Here is a 15,881-nt window from a genome sequence, read left to right as displayed (position 1 = left end):
CAGAACCGAAGCGCCGGACATGCGCTCGATAGTGGCGTGGCGGTATCCACGCAACTGTTCCAACGGCCGCGGGATCTTGCGGCTTTGGTTCTGTACGGTCGCCCTGGTCACGGGCGTCGACCGGTCGAGCCGCTGACCGATCTGAGCTGATCGAGCTGCGTCATGATTAGCCCGACATCTGCCGCGGCGGCGTCACGGCGATCCACCTCGCATCCACTGCTGACCCCGGACGCACTCACCATCCATCACGCCGCCGCTGGCCAGCCGAGGCGACTAGTGACCTGAGGAGGGCGCCCGGGACAGGCCCGGGCGAGGAATGACGACACTATTGGTACCCGGCGTCGTACAGCGCCGCGTCCAGCACCACTGAATACCTGACACCCGCCAACTCGGCAATGGCCTCCAGGTTCTTGCGGCTCGGCAGCTGCTTCGGCTCCCGCCAGTCGCCAACGTCGTCGCCCTAGCTTGCGAGCAATCGTCCGCTCGGGCGGCGGATACGATGCTGAGTCAATGTGACCCTGGACGATGTCCCACAACCGTCCCATGGCTCGGCCCTCCTGCACCCGGCAGAGAATGTTTCCAGCCCAACGCTACGCACTCCCACGCGGACGGTCCGCCGACTCACCGCCTGCGGAATCCCCGGACGGCTGGCGACCCACCGGCGTCAGCCAGGCAGTGTCGACATGATCGAGCCACGCCGACGAGAACGAGTCCCAGAATCCATCCGAAGGATTCCGATGGCGACCTGACGTCTCCTGCCTGGACCCTCGTCGTGCCGACTGGCGGGCCTGGCAGCGGAGCAGCGGAGAGCGGGACGGGTCCCGATACCCCTTTACAGGAAGAAAGGGGGATCTGTGACCCGATAACACTGCCGGCACCGACTGGCCGGAGCCGACGCGGCCCTCCTGACCGACCTCCTGCCGCTGGTCGTGATCGGCCGCGAGGCCGATCCTCGTGGCCGGAGGCTCGCGCAGCTGATCGATCTGCTGGCCACCGAGGTGGGGGTCGCGGCCGCTGGCGGCCCGCCGGGGGCAGAACCACCTCGCGCAGATCCTGCTCGTGCACATGCTGCGCGCGCACGCGGCCCAGACAGACCGGGAGCGTGGCTCCGCATGCCTACATCGCCTGCGTCCTGCCTCAGGCCCGCCGAAACCGATCTGACGTGCTCCGACAGGGTACGCCGCCAGAGCGGTCGGCCAATATCAAGTGCTTCACTAGCCATCCCCGCCACTCGGTCCTGGCGTCACCCTGAAGGCTGCTACGGACGAGGCCTGGCGCGATGACACGGCTAGCCGGCCGACGCAACCAGCTCATCAGCAGGAGCGAGGCTCATGGCGACTTCAGCCGATTTGGTGTCGTGTTGTAACTCGCTTACAGACCCAGCGCCTCGTGCAGCGCTCGCATGTCACTCGCGTCGGCCTGGTCGAACGCCGCCGTCATCTCGCCCAGCTCCTCAGCGGTCCCACGCGGCGAGCTGGCCGGCCGAACGAAGATCTGCCGAAGCACACGAGCAGCCTGTGGATAACGCAACGGCGCCCGACCCGGTATTACCACTCCGACCCACGACTCACGCCGCTCCCGCTGAAGCTCTCGCCCGTCCGCCATGAACGCTCGACGTTCGCTGCCGCCAAGGACCGGTCACACCACTCTGCTGGACTCAACTGGGAGGGCAGCACCTCGTCCACGATCGCGTAGTTGTGCTCGCGCTGGACGTTCTGTTCCGTCAGCGCGGGCGGCTATCAGCCTCGAGCCGTCACTCCGCGGACTGTTGTGCAAGCGCTCCATTGCTCGGCAATTCATGGCTATGACTAATCGACAGAACCGATTCACATGCCGACACGGCTCACTTGGACCCCGCTGACTGGCTGGCAGATACTTTGGCCGCCAACGCCAAAGTATGGTAGTTCGTGTACGACTCGACGAGAGAATTGATTGCCGCGAGCTCCTTCTGTGAAATCAATTCGGACACAGCCGAGTCGTCTCGATTCGTCGTCGAACGAGGTTCGGCCGAGAACGCCAGACCAGCGAATGCGCCCAACAAGGCGGCGAGATTCAGTAGTTCCCTCGTCAAGACCGATCCAGCGCCAAAACTGTGGAGGTGACGAACGACGTGAATACTATCACCGCCCAACAACGTCCGGGCATGACGTTCATCGACCAGAATTATACCGAACACGATCAGCGCGGCGGCAGTGAACAGACCAAGCAAGAGCAGTCTGATGAGCACGGTCATCAGCAGCAAGGCAGCAACGTTCAGGCGCTGAAGGCGCGTTAATGAGGCCTTCTTTCCCATCCGAGAGCAGAATGGCCGAAGTCGTGAGTACTGAAGGTACAGCGAGAGCGTTGCAAGCAATCCAACCGTCGTTGCGAGCGCGCGCCCCGAGACGTCGCCGAATAGTCGCCAAGCATCCTCGGTCACAAAGATGATTAGGAGCACAGCAAGAACGGTTGGCATCACAACGAAGCTCCGGCCAGCACCACTCGGGAAACCTGACCTGAGTGATCGCAGTACGTGCAGAAGTATCACTGCGGCGGCGCCGAGCGAGACCATGACAGCTTCGGACAGAATCGACCACAGAGCGTTAAGTAAACCAAGGCGGATGGCGTCTTCCCTGTCGCCGAAAGCCCAAATCACTCCGCCGGTAGCCAGCCCTATCAGCACTCCCAAGCCGATCACCCATCGTGGGTGGCGCGCCACCAGGAGCCGCCGCCCAGGGGACCCGGGTCCGCGCCGCTCCTGCCAACCAATCAGGAACAGCAGCACAATCACCACACTGATCATGATCGAGGCAGCAGCACCCGGTCGGTACGGTGTCTGGGGAATCAAGATCGTCGCCCAGTACGCGAGGTACAACACCGACGCGATTGAGACGGTGACCATGAGCACGCGACGTCCGTAGCGGCGATCAATTCCATGACTGAACGAAGGAAGGCCCGCTTTGCGGAATGCCTTCTCCAGACGCGTCATGACCGCGCTCGGGGAATCCTGATCGTCCATCTCTCTTCTACTCCTCCCCGGGCCACTGTTAAATCGGCACTAGCCCTCTATAAGTTGGATGTAGGGCTCGGACATGGAGATACATGTCACCTATGCGTACCCGGCAGTTGTTTCCTGCCGTGGATTGTTGACGGCACCCAGTGCCCACACGTTGCTTATTGGCAGACAGTTCGACGTGCTAAGTAGTTCGGCTACGCCGGATCCGGCAGCGGCGCTCGGTGCGGCGCGGGCCGCTACGTGTGGCCCGCGCGAGCACACCTTGCGTCCAGAACGAGGACCTGCCCAGGCCGCCGGGCCGCTCGATGGCGATGTTGGCGTCGAAGAGATCGATGGAGTCATGACCGTGCGCCGACACGCGATCCGCTCGAAGCACACCTATAAAACCGACCAAACGACTCCCCTACCCAGCAAGAGATTTCACGCACTGCCGACAACGACTACTTACCGGCGGGTAAAATCAGCGATTTCGAGGTTCGAGTCCCTGCCGGCGAAGAACACCCTTTTGGCTACCTGGTTGACAGCGTAGAGCCCCATCCACGCTAGACGCGGGGTGGGCCACAACGGGCACGTACCGCGCCGACGCTGGTCGGCTCATTGCGTTACGTGGTCACGGCCATCTAGCGGCCCGACGCACAAGCGTTTGTGACGATCCGCGTTGCTAGTGAGGAATATTTGGGGGACAAATGAGCCAAGAGGTACGACCGGACCAGGCCGACCTAGCGGAAGCCTCTGCGGATCTACAGGCTGCAGGTGCAAAGCTGCTCTCGGGCGACAGAGCTGACTTGTTGAGAGCACGTCTGACGTTCCCGGACTTCACGTACCGACATAACTGCGATGCTCGAAATGGTTGGTGGCACCTCAATCTGAGGACCTCCTGGATCAGGGCCAGTTCGAACGTGGTCGCATCCGTTAGTGAGCTGGACGAGTTGGTTACCAGCGAGGATCCAGCACCCAAGCCAATGATGGGCGATGCACGATTCCTCCTGTACAACGTCGTCCGTTACTACGGAGGGGTTGTGGTCCGGGGCCATATCGATTGGCTGGATCCGCTCTTGACGCAGGTCTCCTACGTGGTCGTTAACCCGTAGCGCCAGGCGTCGAGCAGCGGGTGCCCGGGACGCGTCGCCACCCGCCGTGAACTGGCAACGCGTCATCCGCGCAACAACCTGGCACACACCCGGACCGGATCGCAGCAGCCCTGGCCAACAAGCGAATTGACGTCTCCACTGCCGAACCATTCGCTACAACACCAACAGCGCCGCCGCAGACCCTCCCGGCTAGCACTCGGCTCAGTCACCATCCCGACCTCCGCACAGCCTTGCAGACAGTCCGCTGAGAAGCCGGCCGCGACTCTTTCCGCTGAGCCGTCAGCGACAACTTCCGCTCGCGCCGAACCTCTTCAGCGAGATCAAGCCCTCAGCCGTGCACACAAGCAAGGAGCCAGGTTCCGTGGTTTGCTGCGGGCATAACGGTCGAGACTGCTGGACGCGGACCTGTTCGATTATGTCCGACGCCGTGGTGGTGCACGACCTCGTCGAGCGGCTCACGGGCTGGCTGCACCGGCTGATGCCACCCGGAGCGCGGCGCGACGCGCTCATCGCCGTGCTCATCGAACGGTTCGAGGCCGTGGACACCCCGGTCACTGGCGCCGACTGCGTGGCGATCGAACGGTGCGCGTGGACGGTCTCCCGCCGTCTCGCGCTCACCTTCGAGCCCGGTGGCACCGGACGTCCCGACACCGTGTCGCCCGGCTGGCCGGATCCCAAGCCAGACCTGGTCCGGGCTCGGGGCCCCGGGCGTATCGCGGGCCGACGGCACCTGCCTCATCAGCGTCGACGACCTCGACGCCATCAGCCTCGCCCAGCCGTATCTCGACGCAGTGTTCACCCTCGCACAGGGCTCGACCCGGATCCTGCTCGACCTGCGCGCCAACGGGGGCGGCGACTCCGCAAAGGTGGCCCACACCGCCGGCCGGCTGCTCGGCGATACACCGACGCAGCTGTCCGAAGTCGTCTCCCCGGACCGGCGGCGCCAGTGGTGGACACCCGCCCTGCCGTCCGGCGCAAGTCTGCGGCAGCCGGTCGCCATCCTCGTCGGCCCGGGCACGTTCTTCTCCGCCGAAGCGCTCGCCTATCACCTGCAGACACGGGGCCGGGTTACCGTCGTGGGTGACACCACGCCCGGCGCCGCCGATCACATCACACCGATCCGGCTGGCGCCGACGGTACTGGCCTACCTGCCCGAGGCCTACGTCATCGACAGCATCACCGGCACCAACTGGGAGAGCGCAGGCGTCGTGCCCGCGTCGCGAGTCCTCCCGACACGATGATCGAGACCGCCGTGGCGGTACTGCGCTAACGGCTGCCGACGAGCCGAGCAGAGCATTTCGATTCCGATTGAGCCCGTCCCCACCTCGTTTACGCAGGTCGATGGGGTTCAGGGCGAGCGCTTGTGCGTCCGGCGACGTACGAGCCCTTGGCACTCCGAACAGGAAGCCCAACATGGATCCCAATCCCGCAGAAGCCGTCACGGTGATGATCAAGATCGCGGCGACCAAGGCCCAATGGGATTCGACCGACCAGGCATAGCCCGATCGCAACGGCACCCACCCCAAAGGTCAGCCCCGCAACAGTCAGCAGCTCCCGGAACGGACCCTTTCTCAGCATCGCTCCCCCTACCTACAACCCCTCTCAATAACCGGAGCGCAAACCGACGAGCCCTGATACAAATCGAGAGCCTCTGCACGAGCGGAGCTGCGTCACATACGGACTGCTGCCTTCGTCTGCCAGCGCACCTCAATGAGGTTGCCAATTTCGACGCCAACGATCTCAACCACTGGTTGGCAATCACCAAACACAGCCATGAATGAGTGGACGCGCACCACCCGGCACACGACCCAAACGTTGGGTTGCGGCGTGAACCTGGGAACCGAGATCTCCGAGAATGAAATCCCGTCCGAACCTATTGCAGTGACGCCCACTCTCCCCCCTGTGGACAGAGGGGAGTTGAAATGACACGGCGAACTGCGTTGACGGTGGTGAGAGGTCGCGGCGAGCAGAGCGTCGAAGTTGTTGAGGCACGGCGATACCTGGCCCGCTACGGTTACATGTCAGACGACTCGCAAGCAGCAAGCGACGCAGACAGGCTCACGGACCCGACTAGCGTTGCGTTGCGGCGATTCCAGCGATTTGCGCGGCTGCACGTCACGGGCACGCCGCAGGGTCTCGCGGGTCTGCTCGAGTTGGCTCAGCTACTCGCCAGTGAGCTGCCTCGGCGCTGGGCCTCCCGACGAGCTGGACGTCGCGCATCCCGGCGATAAACGTCGGGAGAGGCGTCCCCCACGTGGACGGCGCGGCACCCCGTTCGACTGGCAACCGGTGCATATTCGAAGTATGCCGGTATTCCTGTCCACAGAGGGCTCGGCGACTGCGACGACTGGCTCTGGTTCGTGAGCAGTGCTGCGTTATGAGGACTGGGTACCTCGGCGAGCTTCGACAAGTTCGCTCAAGTGCGCGTGAGCTCGTAGGCCTCGAATACGCCCCCTTTGCCCGTGCACGAGACGATACCAATTCGGCTGGGTTCTATGAAGCCGCCACCGACGGTTATCTCATCGCCTAGCCGGCAGGCAACTTGTCCTGTTGCATCAACCAGGGCGAGTGCGCCGTCACGGAGTGCGACACTCCAGCCTGGAGGCCAGGCGACATCGATGTCGACGAGGCTGTCGATGCCGGGAGCAGTGCTTATCGGGCTGCGGACCACCAGGCAGTTTGTGGAATCGTCGATCTCGAGAGTCCCGGACAACCCAGCCTGCATCGCCACGGTAGGCACTTTGAGTTGAACAGTCAGACCGGGTAGCGCAGGATCGCGGTTCCGGTTCTCGTCGCTATTCATCGGATCATCTCCAGCGCTGTCTCTGAGCAGCCGATCATCGAGCTTGCTAGCAACCTCGACCCGCGGGCACCTTCAGGCGTCCGCGGGTCGAGGAAGGGTCCGTGGCCCTTGACGCTTGGGCCTCACTCGAAGCCTGGCTAGGGCAGGAGCAGCGAGGCCTGCAGTTTGCTGCTGATGTAGGTGACCGGCGCCCAGACGCAATAACCAGCATAAGTTCCCGAACCACCAACTTGACCGCGATGCTGACCCAACGCAATGACGTCGCCGGGGTAGGCGTCGTTGGGACCCATCGTGGTCAGCCAGGGCGCCCCCGAGTCGCCAGTCATGCAGTTCTTTGTCCACGTCAGGACGACGTAGGCCTCTATACTCTCATCCCAAAACTTCGTGCTCCTGATGGTTGAGACGACGAGCCCGCTCTTGGCCCCGCTCATGGCGACGGTCGCTCCCACCGCTGGCGCGGCCACGCCGCGCACAAACCGGGCGGTGGTTGTGCCCTGGTCTCCTACGAAGACCGAGGGACCAAAGCTGGATTCGTACGGGAAGCTCCGGAGCAACGTCGTATCCGCGGCCGCGCTGTGGGGAACAGCGGTGTTGCCCGACTCGCCGCTGTCCCACATGCCGAAGACTCTCCCGTCGTTGTAAAAGTAGATCTGGTCACCGCCACCGCCGAGCTCGAGGCAGTGATTGGCGGTGCTACCAAAGAATTCGCCACTGCCCCATCGCCTCCAGTTGAAGCCGGACGTGCACTTCGCGTTCGTGGTCGTCGCTGCCACCGTGCTGAGGGCGAGCCAATCGCCGCCAAACCAGGGCGCACTGTCGTGTATGCGCGACTGGGGTTTCACGATCCCGTCGGCCGGCTGGTCGAGTGCTGGCGTGTACGGTTCGAAGACCACTCGGTCATCGTTCAAGGCCTTGATGCGGTCCGCCCATGCCTGGGTGTCACCGCTGTCGTTGCGCACGAGGAACACCACGCGGTTCATCTCGGGGTCCCACAAGCCGTCGGCCTCGGTGAGACCGGCCGCCCACTGCTTCTGGGTCGGGAAGAGCCGATCACTCAATTGTTCGAGCTCCGCTCGCGAATACTTCACCGACCGGAATTCGAGTGTGAGGCCGTTGGCTGCCGCACGGGCCAAGGCCTTGGCCTGCTCGACTGCTGCCGATGACCCGTCGACGGGGCCGACGAGCTGGACCACGATCACCTTGCGGGCAGCCTCCCACAGGAGGCCGCCGTCCAGGAGAGGCACCTTGTCCAGCGCGGCCTGGACCCGGTCGATCTGCGCGTTAACGTCGTCCGCTCCAGTGACATCGAGCTTGACAGGCTGGTCTGGATCGCAGCTGCCAGGCTTTATGCGCAGCAGCTCCGCACATCCTGGGTACGGCGCGAGGTTCGGATCCGCAGGCGTCGGGTTGGCTTGCGCCGCTCGAATGCTGCGACCGCTGGTGTCCGTCACAGACCCAGCGGCGTTGGCCGCGGAAGCACAAACGAACCCAGCGGCGAGTCCAACGATAACTAACAGTTGCATTTTTGGTCTAGACATGTTCCCACCCCCGGCCGATGGTATGAGCATCATTGCGAAGTGGGAAGGGCGAAGCCGGCACGGCGCACACGCGGGGTCCTCTACTCGGACCTCCCCGGGGGCTAGCACTCAGAGAGCGCCACTCGCCGTCGTTGGCGGCCAGGTAGTCGATCCAGCTGGCTTGCGCGTACCGCGCCCAGCGGTATGCGGTCCTGGCTGAGATGCCGAACAGGTCGCTCACCACGATCGGCGGGAGATCTGTCACGGCTTCAAGCATGGCTGTGTTGCGGGCACTGATGATCTCGACACCGTGCCGCCCGCATGCTGGCCTGGAGATGGCCTTCGCTGATCGGACGAGTCCGCGGCAGGCCGGGCAGAAGGAAGCCCGGCGCACCGCCGTCTGGCCGGCGAAGGCACGAGATGGATGCGACCCGCTCGATTTGCTGCTCGATGAGGCGGGCAAGTTTGGGTGGGATCAGAACGGCATTGTGTTCGATGGTGAGGTAGGCGCTGTCGTTGTCGCGGTGGAGGCGGTCAACGGTCAGTTCGACGAGTCGGCTGACCGGCAGCGCGTAAAGCCCGACCAGAGCACCGGCGATTCGTGCCGCGAGGGGAAGTGTGTCGTCATTGAGGCAGCGTTTCCGCTGATCGTGGCGGTGTTGTTCGCTGAAGAATCTCGACGGCAACCCGGGCCGGCGGACGGGGATTGTGATCACGCCGGTGATGCGGCGCGTGACGAGCCAACGAATGACCGCGCTGGTGGAGCGACGCAGCGTGGGATGGGTGGTGAGCCAGCGGTCGACGTCGGACTGCCCGAGGCCGGCCAGCTCGAGCTGTTCCTCGTCCAGCCAGGACGAGAACCTGACTGCGGTACGGATGTCGCCACGGTCGGCGGTCGCGGCCCGGGTGGAGTAGCGGCCCCTGTCGGCGCGACGACCCGCGTCCAGGACGACACTCCACTCGCGCTCCCCGCCAATGGCTTCATGGTTCCGGAGAACCAGACATGCTGATCGCCGAAGACCCCTGGTTCCGCTACGAATCCCCCTGGATCGTCCAGGACCTGTCGCTCACCGTCGAACCCGGCGAGTTCGTCGGACTCTGCGGTCCGAGCGGCTCCGGCAAAAGCACCATCGGCCGTCTCCTCGCCGGACTCCTCACCCCGACACGCGGCAACGTCCGCGCCGCCCGCCCCGACAGCGACACGAGCCGCTCCCGCGGTGCGCACCCCGTGCAACTCGTGCTCCAGCAGCCCGAGCGCGCGATGAACCCACGCTGGAGGGTCCGCGACGTCCTTCTCGAGAGCGGCGCTCCTGCCCCGGCCCTGGAGGACCTGGACCCGAACCTCGTCCACCCCACCTGGCTCAACCGCTTCCCCCACGAGATCAGCGGCGGCGAACTGCAACGCGTCAACCTCGCCCGAGCCCTCCTCGCCCAGCCCAGGTACCTCGTCGCCGACGAGATCACCGCCAGCGTAGACCCCCTCGCCCAGGCCCGCATCTGGCAGCTGCTCCTCGACCACGCCAGCCGCCACCACATCGGTGTACTCGCCATCTCCCACGATCAAGACCTCCTCACCGCTGTCACCAGCCGAACGTACGAGCTCGAAGTCACCGAGTCAGCCCGGGGCACGCAGGGCTGAGCGAGCTGGTTAGCGCACCAATCCCCGTCGGACACTCTTGTTCCCAAGGTCACGAACGGGTCGACCTTCCTGGGGTCTTGCAACTCCTTCGGATTCGCGGTGCGCTTCCGAATCGGTGCCGTCGGCAACTCCACACCGTCCACGGTTCCGTGCATCCAGGGACCACCGCACCCGCGCCAGCCGGACAAATCCGGTGGATTGTTGTCATGTCACCATCTAGGCTTGGTGACATGACAGCAAACGCTGACGAGTACGCCCCGAGTTCCAGCGCGTTCATCCGGGACGAGGTCGACAAGGTCGCCGAGGCCGGCACGACCGACGTGATCGACGGGGGCGGCCTGCCGGTGGTGTTGCTGACCACGCGCGGCGCGAAGTCGGGCAGTCTCCGCAAAGCGCCCGTGATGCGCGTCGAGCACGACGGTAGGTACGTCGCGGTCGGGTCGAACAGCGGCAGCCCGAAACACCCAGTGTGGTACTACAACCTCAAGGCAGACCCGAAGGTCACCGTGCAGGACGGCGCGCACACCGCAGAGTACGTCGCCCGCGAACTCGACGGCGTGGAATACGACGAGTGGTGGAACCGATCCGTCGCCGCGTTCCCGACGTACGCCGACTACCAGGCCATGACGACCCGCAAACTCCCCCTGTTCCTCCTCGAGCCGATCACCTAGCACCCAACTGCAGACGCTCACGCAGGATGAGCCCGCCGGACCATCGCCGGACGGCTGCTGCATGCTGATCGGTTCATAGCAGAGCGATGCCCTGCCCACGCCACGGCTTACGCGACATGATCTCTTTCACCGCCACGGTCGGCGTTCCAGCGCAGGCGTCGGGAAGCGTCGTGGCATCGACTACTACTTCTTCAACCGCTGGCGGCGGTAGCGCCACCCCGGCGCCGTAGTCGCGTTCAGCTCCTCGTCGAGCTCAAGTACCTCGTCGAATGCTCCCTCACCACCAACCGAGCCAAAGGGTGGGCCCGGGTGGTGGCCGGGGGCGCCCTGATTCGTTACTGGCTCAAGTTGTAGGCATCGTCGATCTGTTGGGCGACTGTGTTGCCGCGGGTGTCAGTGGCGGTGGTTCGCACCGAGACTGTTTTGGCGTCGGCCGGAGTGGTGATCTCGGCGACATAGCGGCTGGTGCCGGTGTGGTGGAGCTTCGCGTGCTGCCAGGTCTTGCCGGCGTCGGTTGAGGTCTGCAGGTCGACCGCGGTCAGCGCGCCGACCGGGGCTCCGGGCAACGACGCGAACTCGAAGGGCAGGTGGCGAACCGCGCCGGTGCGTACCGAGCGCGAGCCGTTGCTCTCGGGGTGATAGCTCACAGTCCACAACGGCAGCGCCTTCGTCGCCGCCGTAGCACCGGAAGTGAATCGCCATGAGGTCTTTGTTCTCGTCGAGACGCCGAGTGGTGAACCGTCGGTGGCCAACTCGAGCTGGTACGAAGCATCGCCCGCTCCGACCTCGACCGACCCTTCGCCGTCGTTCTCGACCGTCGTGGGGGAACCGCCCTTCGGGGTCAGCGTGAACTTGCCGCCGATACGGGCCACATGCCCGGAGCCATCGGCGCCTGCTGCCTTCAGGGTCAGCGTGTTTCCGGTGCGGGAGAACTCGGTCGCGTTGGCCAGGTCGAGAGATCCGAAGGCCAGAAGACGTGCGTCGGCCTGCACAGGTGTCACGACGGTGTTGCCCCATTGGCTACTGCAGGTCTTGCCTGGCTGACAGGCCACCTCCGATTGGGTGAAGCCGATCCGCTGGTCGCCGGCAACGTAGGAGACCCGCGGCTGCCACCGGAAGTCGTCGGCCACCGTCATCCGGATGATCGGTGTGGCCGGAAGCTTTGTATACCGGTAGGACCCGCCGAAGTCGATGTTGATGTTCGGGGACATCCTCATGGCGCTCAGCAGAGCTGTCCCTTGGCCGCTGGTTGCCAGCATCGTCGGCCGTAGAGTCGTCAGTTCCGTATCACTGACGGCCTTGACGAACCCGTTGAGGAAGCCGTCCAGTTTCGACCAGTTCAGCTGGTACACGACTGGGCTGTCGACATACTCGCCGTCGGGGTTTTGTGTCCCCTGCGAGAACTCACTGCGGACACTGGTGGTCAGGCCTGCCACCGACGGACCGAGTTGTCCGGTGAAGAGCTTCGGTGCCTGAAAGCCTCCAACGCCACCGCCGAAGTTGAACAGCGGCGTCTTCAGCTCGTACGCCGCCATGGTGGACACGTTGGCTGCTCGCCGGTCCGGAACCGTGATCTGCACGGGCTTCGCTCGGCGTGCGTCGAGAGTCACGGTGCGATCGGACGTCAGGTCGAGCTTGGGCATGACCAGCGACGTCGATTCGTTGGCTGCTCCGTTCAGGCCGATGACCGAGTCCAGAAGGTAGTGCCCCTTGGGAACCCGGATCGTGTACTGGCTCCCGGTCCCCTGCAGGTACATCCTCGACCGATCCTGGGCCTCGGTGGCATCACGGTCGACGAGGCTGTCCACCTGGTCCGTCGTCGGTGCGCCAGACCGATCAAGGTGACGTACCGTCAGGTCGTAGCTTTCCACCTCACGACGCACCGCCAAGGTTGTGGTGAGTGCCGCGCCGGATCCGGATCTCGCGATCAACCGACCGGTGTATTGGCCGTCAGGCCCAGGGGTCGCGGTGTTCGATGTGACGACGGCCTTTGCGGTGCTGTGGGCGGGTACCGTCAGCGATTCCGTGCTCAGGCGCAGAGCCGCCGCGGGTGCCGGCTTGCCGTCCGGACCGGTCAGACTCGCTGCAAGCGTCAGCTCGATCGGCTGATCCCCTTCGTTCGTGTAGCTGACCGTCTGCTCCTCCGGCTTGTCGTCGGAATGCGGCCAGCGTTGCTCAGCGAATCCGATCGAGCCTGTGGACGGCACGACCGGCGACTTCAGTGCCGCAGCGATGTCGATCCGTCCGGCGCCCTGGGCTGTCATCGGCACGCCAGGAACCTCGTGCGCCGACCCCATGAGAACCGCCTTCAACTGCTGGCCGGTCCAACCGGGGTGCGCCTGGAGCAACAGTGCAGCGGCGCCGCTCACGTGTGGCGTCGCCATCGACGTACCACTCAGCCGCAGGTACGAGGTACCGACCGGCTCGCCGATGGTGCTCGCGGCGGCCTTGGCGGCGACGATCCCGACACCTGGTGCGGTGACATCAGGCTTGATCGTCCCGTCGTCCGCGGACGGTCCGCGACTGGAGAAATCCGCCATCTGGTCCGAACGTTCGACCGCCCCGACCGCCATCGCAGCCTCGGCGCTCGCAGGCGAGTCGAGACTGCCCGCGTCCGGGCCGTCGTTGCCGGCCGCGACAACGAACAACATCCCTCGCTCTGCGCTGAGCTTGTTCACCGCCTGCTCGACGGGGTCGATCTCCGGGCTGTCGGTACCGCCGAGGCTCAGGTTGACGACCTTCGCGCCCTGCGCCGCGGACCAATCCAGCCCGGCCAGGATCGCGGAATCAGGGCAGCCGTCGGGAGTACAGACTCTGCCGGACAGGATGGACGCTTCGGGCGCGACACCCCGATACTTGCCGTCCGACGCCTGTCCTGAACCCGCGACGATGGAGGCGACATGGGTACCGTGCCCCACGTCGTCGTCTGTCTGCGTGTCCGTGAAGTCAGCGGAAGTCAGCCGGCCGGCGAAGTCCGGATGGGCGACATCGACACCGCTGTCGAGGACCGCCACCTTGACGCCCTTGCCGGTGAGGCCGGCGGCCCAGGCCGTCGGTGCGCCGATCTGACGCGTGCTCTGGTCGAGCAGCGGCTTGCGGCGTCCGTCCAGCCAGATCTTGCTGATCGGAGTCGCGGTACGCCGACTGCCGGTCAGCTCGGCGTACAGACTCGCTGCCTTCGACTTCGTGAGGCCGAGCGCGGCACCGTTGACCGCGGGCAACAGGCGAGGTGTGCTGTCGAACGCCCGCAATGCCCCGGGGCTGGTGGCCTGCCCGGAGTAGGCGACAATCACTGGAATCTCAGAGGCCGCGGCGGTGTGCGTCAGCAGCTCGTTGACATTGAACAGCCGCCGATCGAGCCGCCCGCCGGCAACCAGCGCGATCGCGTCCGACGGGATGATGGTGACACCATCCGGACCGCGGTGGACGCTGTAGCGAACGTTCGTGCGCCCGGGGCCGGCGACGAACTGCAGGCGACGCAGATCCGAGGAAACCCGGATCTGATCCCCGGTGATGAGGGTCACCGTTCGCTCCGCAACAGAGGCGGAGTTCCCTACGGCCGGGGCGGGCGCCGGTTGTGCTGCCGAGCTCGGCGACGAAGTGGACTGGGTGACGAAGCCGACGGTTGCCGCGAGCAGCACCGCAGTGATCGGCACAGCTGGTTTGCAGAAAACTCTCATACCTCGGCAATGTCCTGCCGGCAACGACTATTACAGCCCTCACGAAAGAGCAGTACCGCGGTCACTGCAGCTCGGATCGGGCGGTGTGCACGTAACGCCAGCCGAACGCGGTGATCACGAACGGCGGCACGATGTACAGACTCACGGTGGGTTTCTGCGGTACGCCGATGAACGGGAACAGCAGCGCGACCCAGAGCACGATGACCACCGCACCGAAGATGATCATCCGGCGCCGGGCGCCTTCTCCGAGGTCGATCCCGAGCAGGTCGTACTGCCGGGTCTCGATCTCGAAGGGTGGGTAAGGGTACGCCGACGCGCATCAATACCGGCTGTCACATCTGGACCGGATCCACGGTGATCAGAACGGCGACGTGCGAACGGTGACGAAGCCTGTCTGGATGCTAGGCGGGCAGATTGCGCAGGTCGACCTGGACCAACTCGTGCTCACTCCGGCCTTCCAGCGGTCTTCCGAGCGCATGTTCCACACCGGACCAAGCGGCAACATCAGTTGAGGTTCGTCGAAGGCGAGGTATCGCCTCCTCCGGGCTGCGCGTTGGCGACCGGCACGCCTGGCCCGATGAAGGCTGCGCTGCTGGGAACTTCGCCTCTGGTCCAAAGCTCGACCCGGTCGCCGATTCTTGTCTCAACATCCTTGACGTTCCCGCCAACCGCTGCCATGCGCTGGCGCACCTCGGACTTCGGTCGCGAATCGCGGGTGCCGGAGACACGGCATTTGTCTGGCATCAGGTCCAGTAGGAGCAGGCCGAGATCAGCCGCGAGCTTGCGAGGTTCCGGATTCTGTTCGTGGGCGGCGGCTTCGTCCAGCGTGTAGATGACCCAGGTGTAGGTGAAACCGTCGCTGGTCCATCAATTCTTACTGCGTGACAGCAAGAGCTCGACGAGGCTGTACACGAGGTTCAAGGCCGCGTTTCGGGACAAGTTCCTCGGCCACTGCGCCATCACCGCATCAGGCCAGCAGAACTCGCCGGCAACCTTGTCCGACGCCAAGTCACGCACCCGGCTGTACAAGAGTTGAGCGGCCTCCTCCTTGGCCGCCGCCAGATGGCGATGATCGGGTGGCCGAGTTGTACAAGCGTTGCCAGCCCGCCGGCGATGCTCGCGCTGGACGCGTATGCACCGTCCTTCGAGATGAGCCCCAGACACGCCACGGCCGTCTCCAGCTTCTGTCGCTCATGAGTCTCTCGAGTCAAAGCATCCCTTCGGAGTTCGTTGTCCGTCGGGACCTGATGACCACGGCAACGAGAATTGCGTACAGCGGCACGAGCGTGGCGACGGCGACGATACTGGCCAAGAGTTTGCCCACAGTGGGTCGACCAGGCTCCGGCCGTCCCGGTCTCGTCGTGGGCATGCCGCCAGGAGATCGAACTGTTGAACCGTCCCGGGTTTGGTGCACCCTCGGTTATGTGTGGACGACCGGTCGGTCGTCTCGGGTTTGTGCATAGTAGTCGGCCTCGGCTTCGGCGG

Annotated in this window: 11 protein-coding genes; 5 read left to right on the top strand and 6 right to left on the bottom strand. The window is 64.7% G+C overall.

All coding sequences use genetic code 11. The annotated features are described in order from the left end of the window. Positions 1-1,371: 1,371 nt before the first annotated feature. Both ABZW60_RS24720 and ABZW60_RS24715 read right to left on the bottom strand, forming a co-directional pair. Complete coding sequence (locus ABZW60_RS24720; RefSeq protein WP_355480535.1) at positions 1,372-1,506, bottom strand: hypothetical protein; 135 nt, start codon at positions 1,504-1,506, stop codon at positions 1,372-1,374. Between the two features lie 337 nt (positions 1,507-1,843). Then, positions 1,844-2,998, bottom strand: coding sequence for a hypothetical protein (locus tag ABZW60_RS24715; RefSeq protein WP_355480533.1), 1,155 nt, complete (start codon positions 2,996-2,998; stop codon positions 1,844-1,846). 1,717 nt (positions 2,999-4,715) lie between these two features. Here ABZW60_RS24715 and ABZW60_RS24710 point away from each other — a divergent pair. Both ABZW60_RS24710 and ABZW60_RS24705 read left to right on the top strand, forming a co-directional pair. Continuing rightward, a complete protein-coding gene (locus ABZW60_RS24710) occupies positions 4,716-5,327 on the top strand; it encodes a S41 family peptidase (protein WP_355480531.1) in 612 nt (203 codons plus the stop codon). 681 nt (positions 5,328-6,008) lie between these two features. Beyond that, positions 6,009-6,317, top strand: coding sequence for a peptidoglycan-binding domain-containing protein (locus ABZW60_RS24705; RefSeq protein WP_355480529.1), 309 nt, complete (start codon positions 6,009-6,011; stop codon positions 6,315-6,317). A gap of 185 nt (positions 6,318-6,502) precedes the next feature. Here ABZW60_RS24705 and ABZW60_RS24700 read toward each other — a convergent pair whose 3' ends face one another. Next, the gene (locus ABZW60_RS24700; RefSeq protein ID WP_355480527.1) at positions 6,503-6,889 is read right to left on the bottom strand and encodes a hypothetical protein; all 387 of its coding nucleotides are present in this window, start codon (positions 6,887-6,889) and stop codon (positions 6,503-6,505) included. Positions 6,890-7,026: 137 nt separating this feature from the next. Continuing rightward, a complete protein-coding gene (locus ABZW60_RS24695) occupies positions 7,027-8,340 on the bottom strand; it encodes a hypothetical protein (protein ID WP_355480525.1) in 1,314 nt (437 codons plus the stop codon). Between the two features lie 341 nt (positions 8,341-8,681). Here ABZW60_RS24695 and ABZW60_RS24690 point away from each other — a divergent pair, with 341 nt between their 5' ends. From ABZW60_RS24690 to ABZW60_RS24680, 3 genes are all read left to right on the top strand, one after another. Next, positions 8,682-9,416, top strand: coding sequence for a hypothetical protein (locus ABZW60_RS24690; protein ID WP_355480523.1), 735 nt, complete (start codon positions 8,682-8,684; stop codon positions 9,414-9,416). Next, the gene (locus tag ABZW60_RS24685; protein ID WP_355480521.1) at positions 9,410-10,045 is read left to right on the top strand and encodes an ATP-binding cassette domain-containing protein; all 636 of its coding nucleotides are present in this window, start codon (positions 9,410-9,412) and stop codon (positions 10,043-10,045) included. The genes ABZW60_RS24690 and ABZW60_RS24685 overlap by 7 nt, the downstream gene beginning before the upstream one ends. Positions 10,046-10,275: 230 nt before the next feature. Continuing rightward, the gene (locus ABZW60_RS24680) at positions 10,276-10,716 is read left to right on the top strand and encodes a nitroreductase family deazaflavin-dependent oxidoreductase (protein WP_355480519.1); all 441 of its coding nucleotides are present in this window, start codon (positions 10,276-10,278) and stop codon (positions 10,714-10,716) included. Positions 10,717-11,051: 335 nt separating this feature from the next. Here the strand turns inward: ABZW60_RS24680 and ABZW60_RS24675 are convergent, their stop codons facing one another. Further along, on the bottom strand, positions 11,052-14,396 hold the full coding sequence (locus ABZW60_RS24675) for a S8 family peptidase (RefSeq protein ID WP_355480517.1): 3,345 nt from the start codon (positions 14,394-14,396) through the stop codon (positions 11,052-11,054). 61 nt (positions 14,397-14,457) lie between these two features. After that, complete coding sequence (locus tag ABZW60_RS24670; RefSeq protein ID WP_355480515.1) at positions 14,458-14,622, bottom strand: hypothetical protein; 165 nt, start codon at positions 14,620-14,622, stop codon at positions 14,458-14,460. Positions 14,623-15,881: the final 1,259 nt, after the last annotated feature.

It is taken from the genome of Kribbella sp. NPDC003557 (genome assembly GCF_040610805.1).
Classification (GTDB): Bacteria; Actinomycetota; Actinomycetes; order Propionibacteriales; family Kribbellaceae; genus Kribbella.
This window is presented reverse-complemented; position numbering and strand designations above follow the sequence as displayed.

Coding starts and splice junctions, on each gene's coding strand:
- ABZW60_RS24715 (WP_355480533.1), bottom strand. CDS start 2,998: ATGGACGATCAGGATTCCCCGAGCGCGGTCATGACGCGTCTGGAGAAG.
- ABZW60_RS24705 (WP_355480529.1), top strand. CDS start 6,009: ATGACACGGCGAACTGCGTTGACGGTGGTGAGAGGTCGCGGCGAGCAG.
- ABZW60_RS24700 (WP_355480527.1), bottom strand. CDS start 6,889: ATGAATAGCGACGAGAACCGGAACCGCGATCCTGCGCTACCCGGTCTG.
- ABZW60_RS24690 (WP_355480523.1), top strand. CDS start 8,682: ATGGCTGTGTTGCGGGCACTGATGATCTCGACACCGTGCCGCCCGCAT.
- ABZW60_RS24685 (WP_355480521.1), top strand. CDS start 9,410: ATGCTGATCGCCGAAGACCCCTGGTTCCGCTACGAATCCCCCTGGATC.
- ABZW60_RS24680 (WP_355480519.1), top strand. CDS start 10,276: ATGACAGCAAACGCTGACGAGTACGCCCCGAGTTCCAGCGCGTTCATC.
- ABZW60_RS24675 (WP_355480517.1), bottom strand. CDS start 14,396: ATGAGAGTTTTCTGCAAACCAGCTGTGCCGATCACTGCGGTGCTGCTC.
- ABZW60_RS24670 (WP_355480515.1), bottom strand. CDS start 14,622: ATGATCATCTTCGGTGCGGTGGTCATCGTGCTCTGGGTCGCGCTGCTG.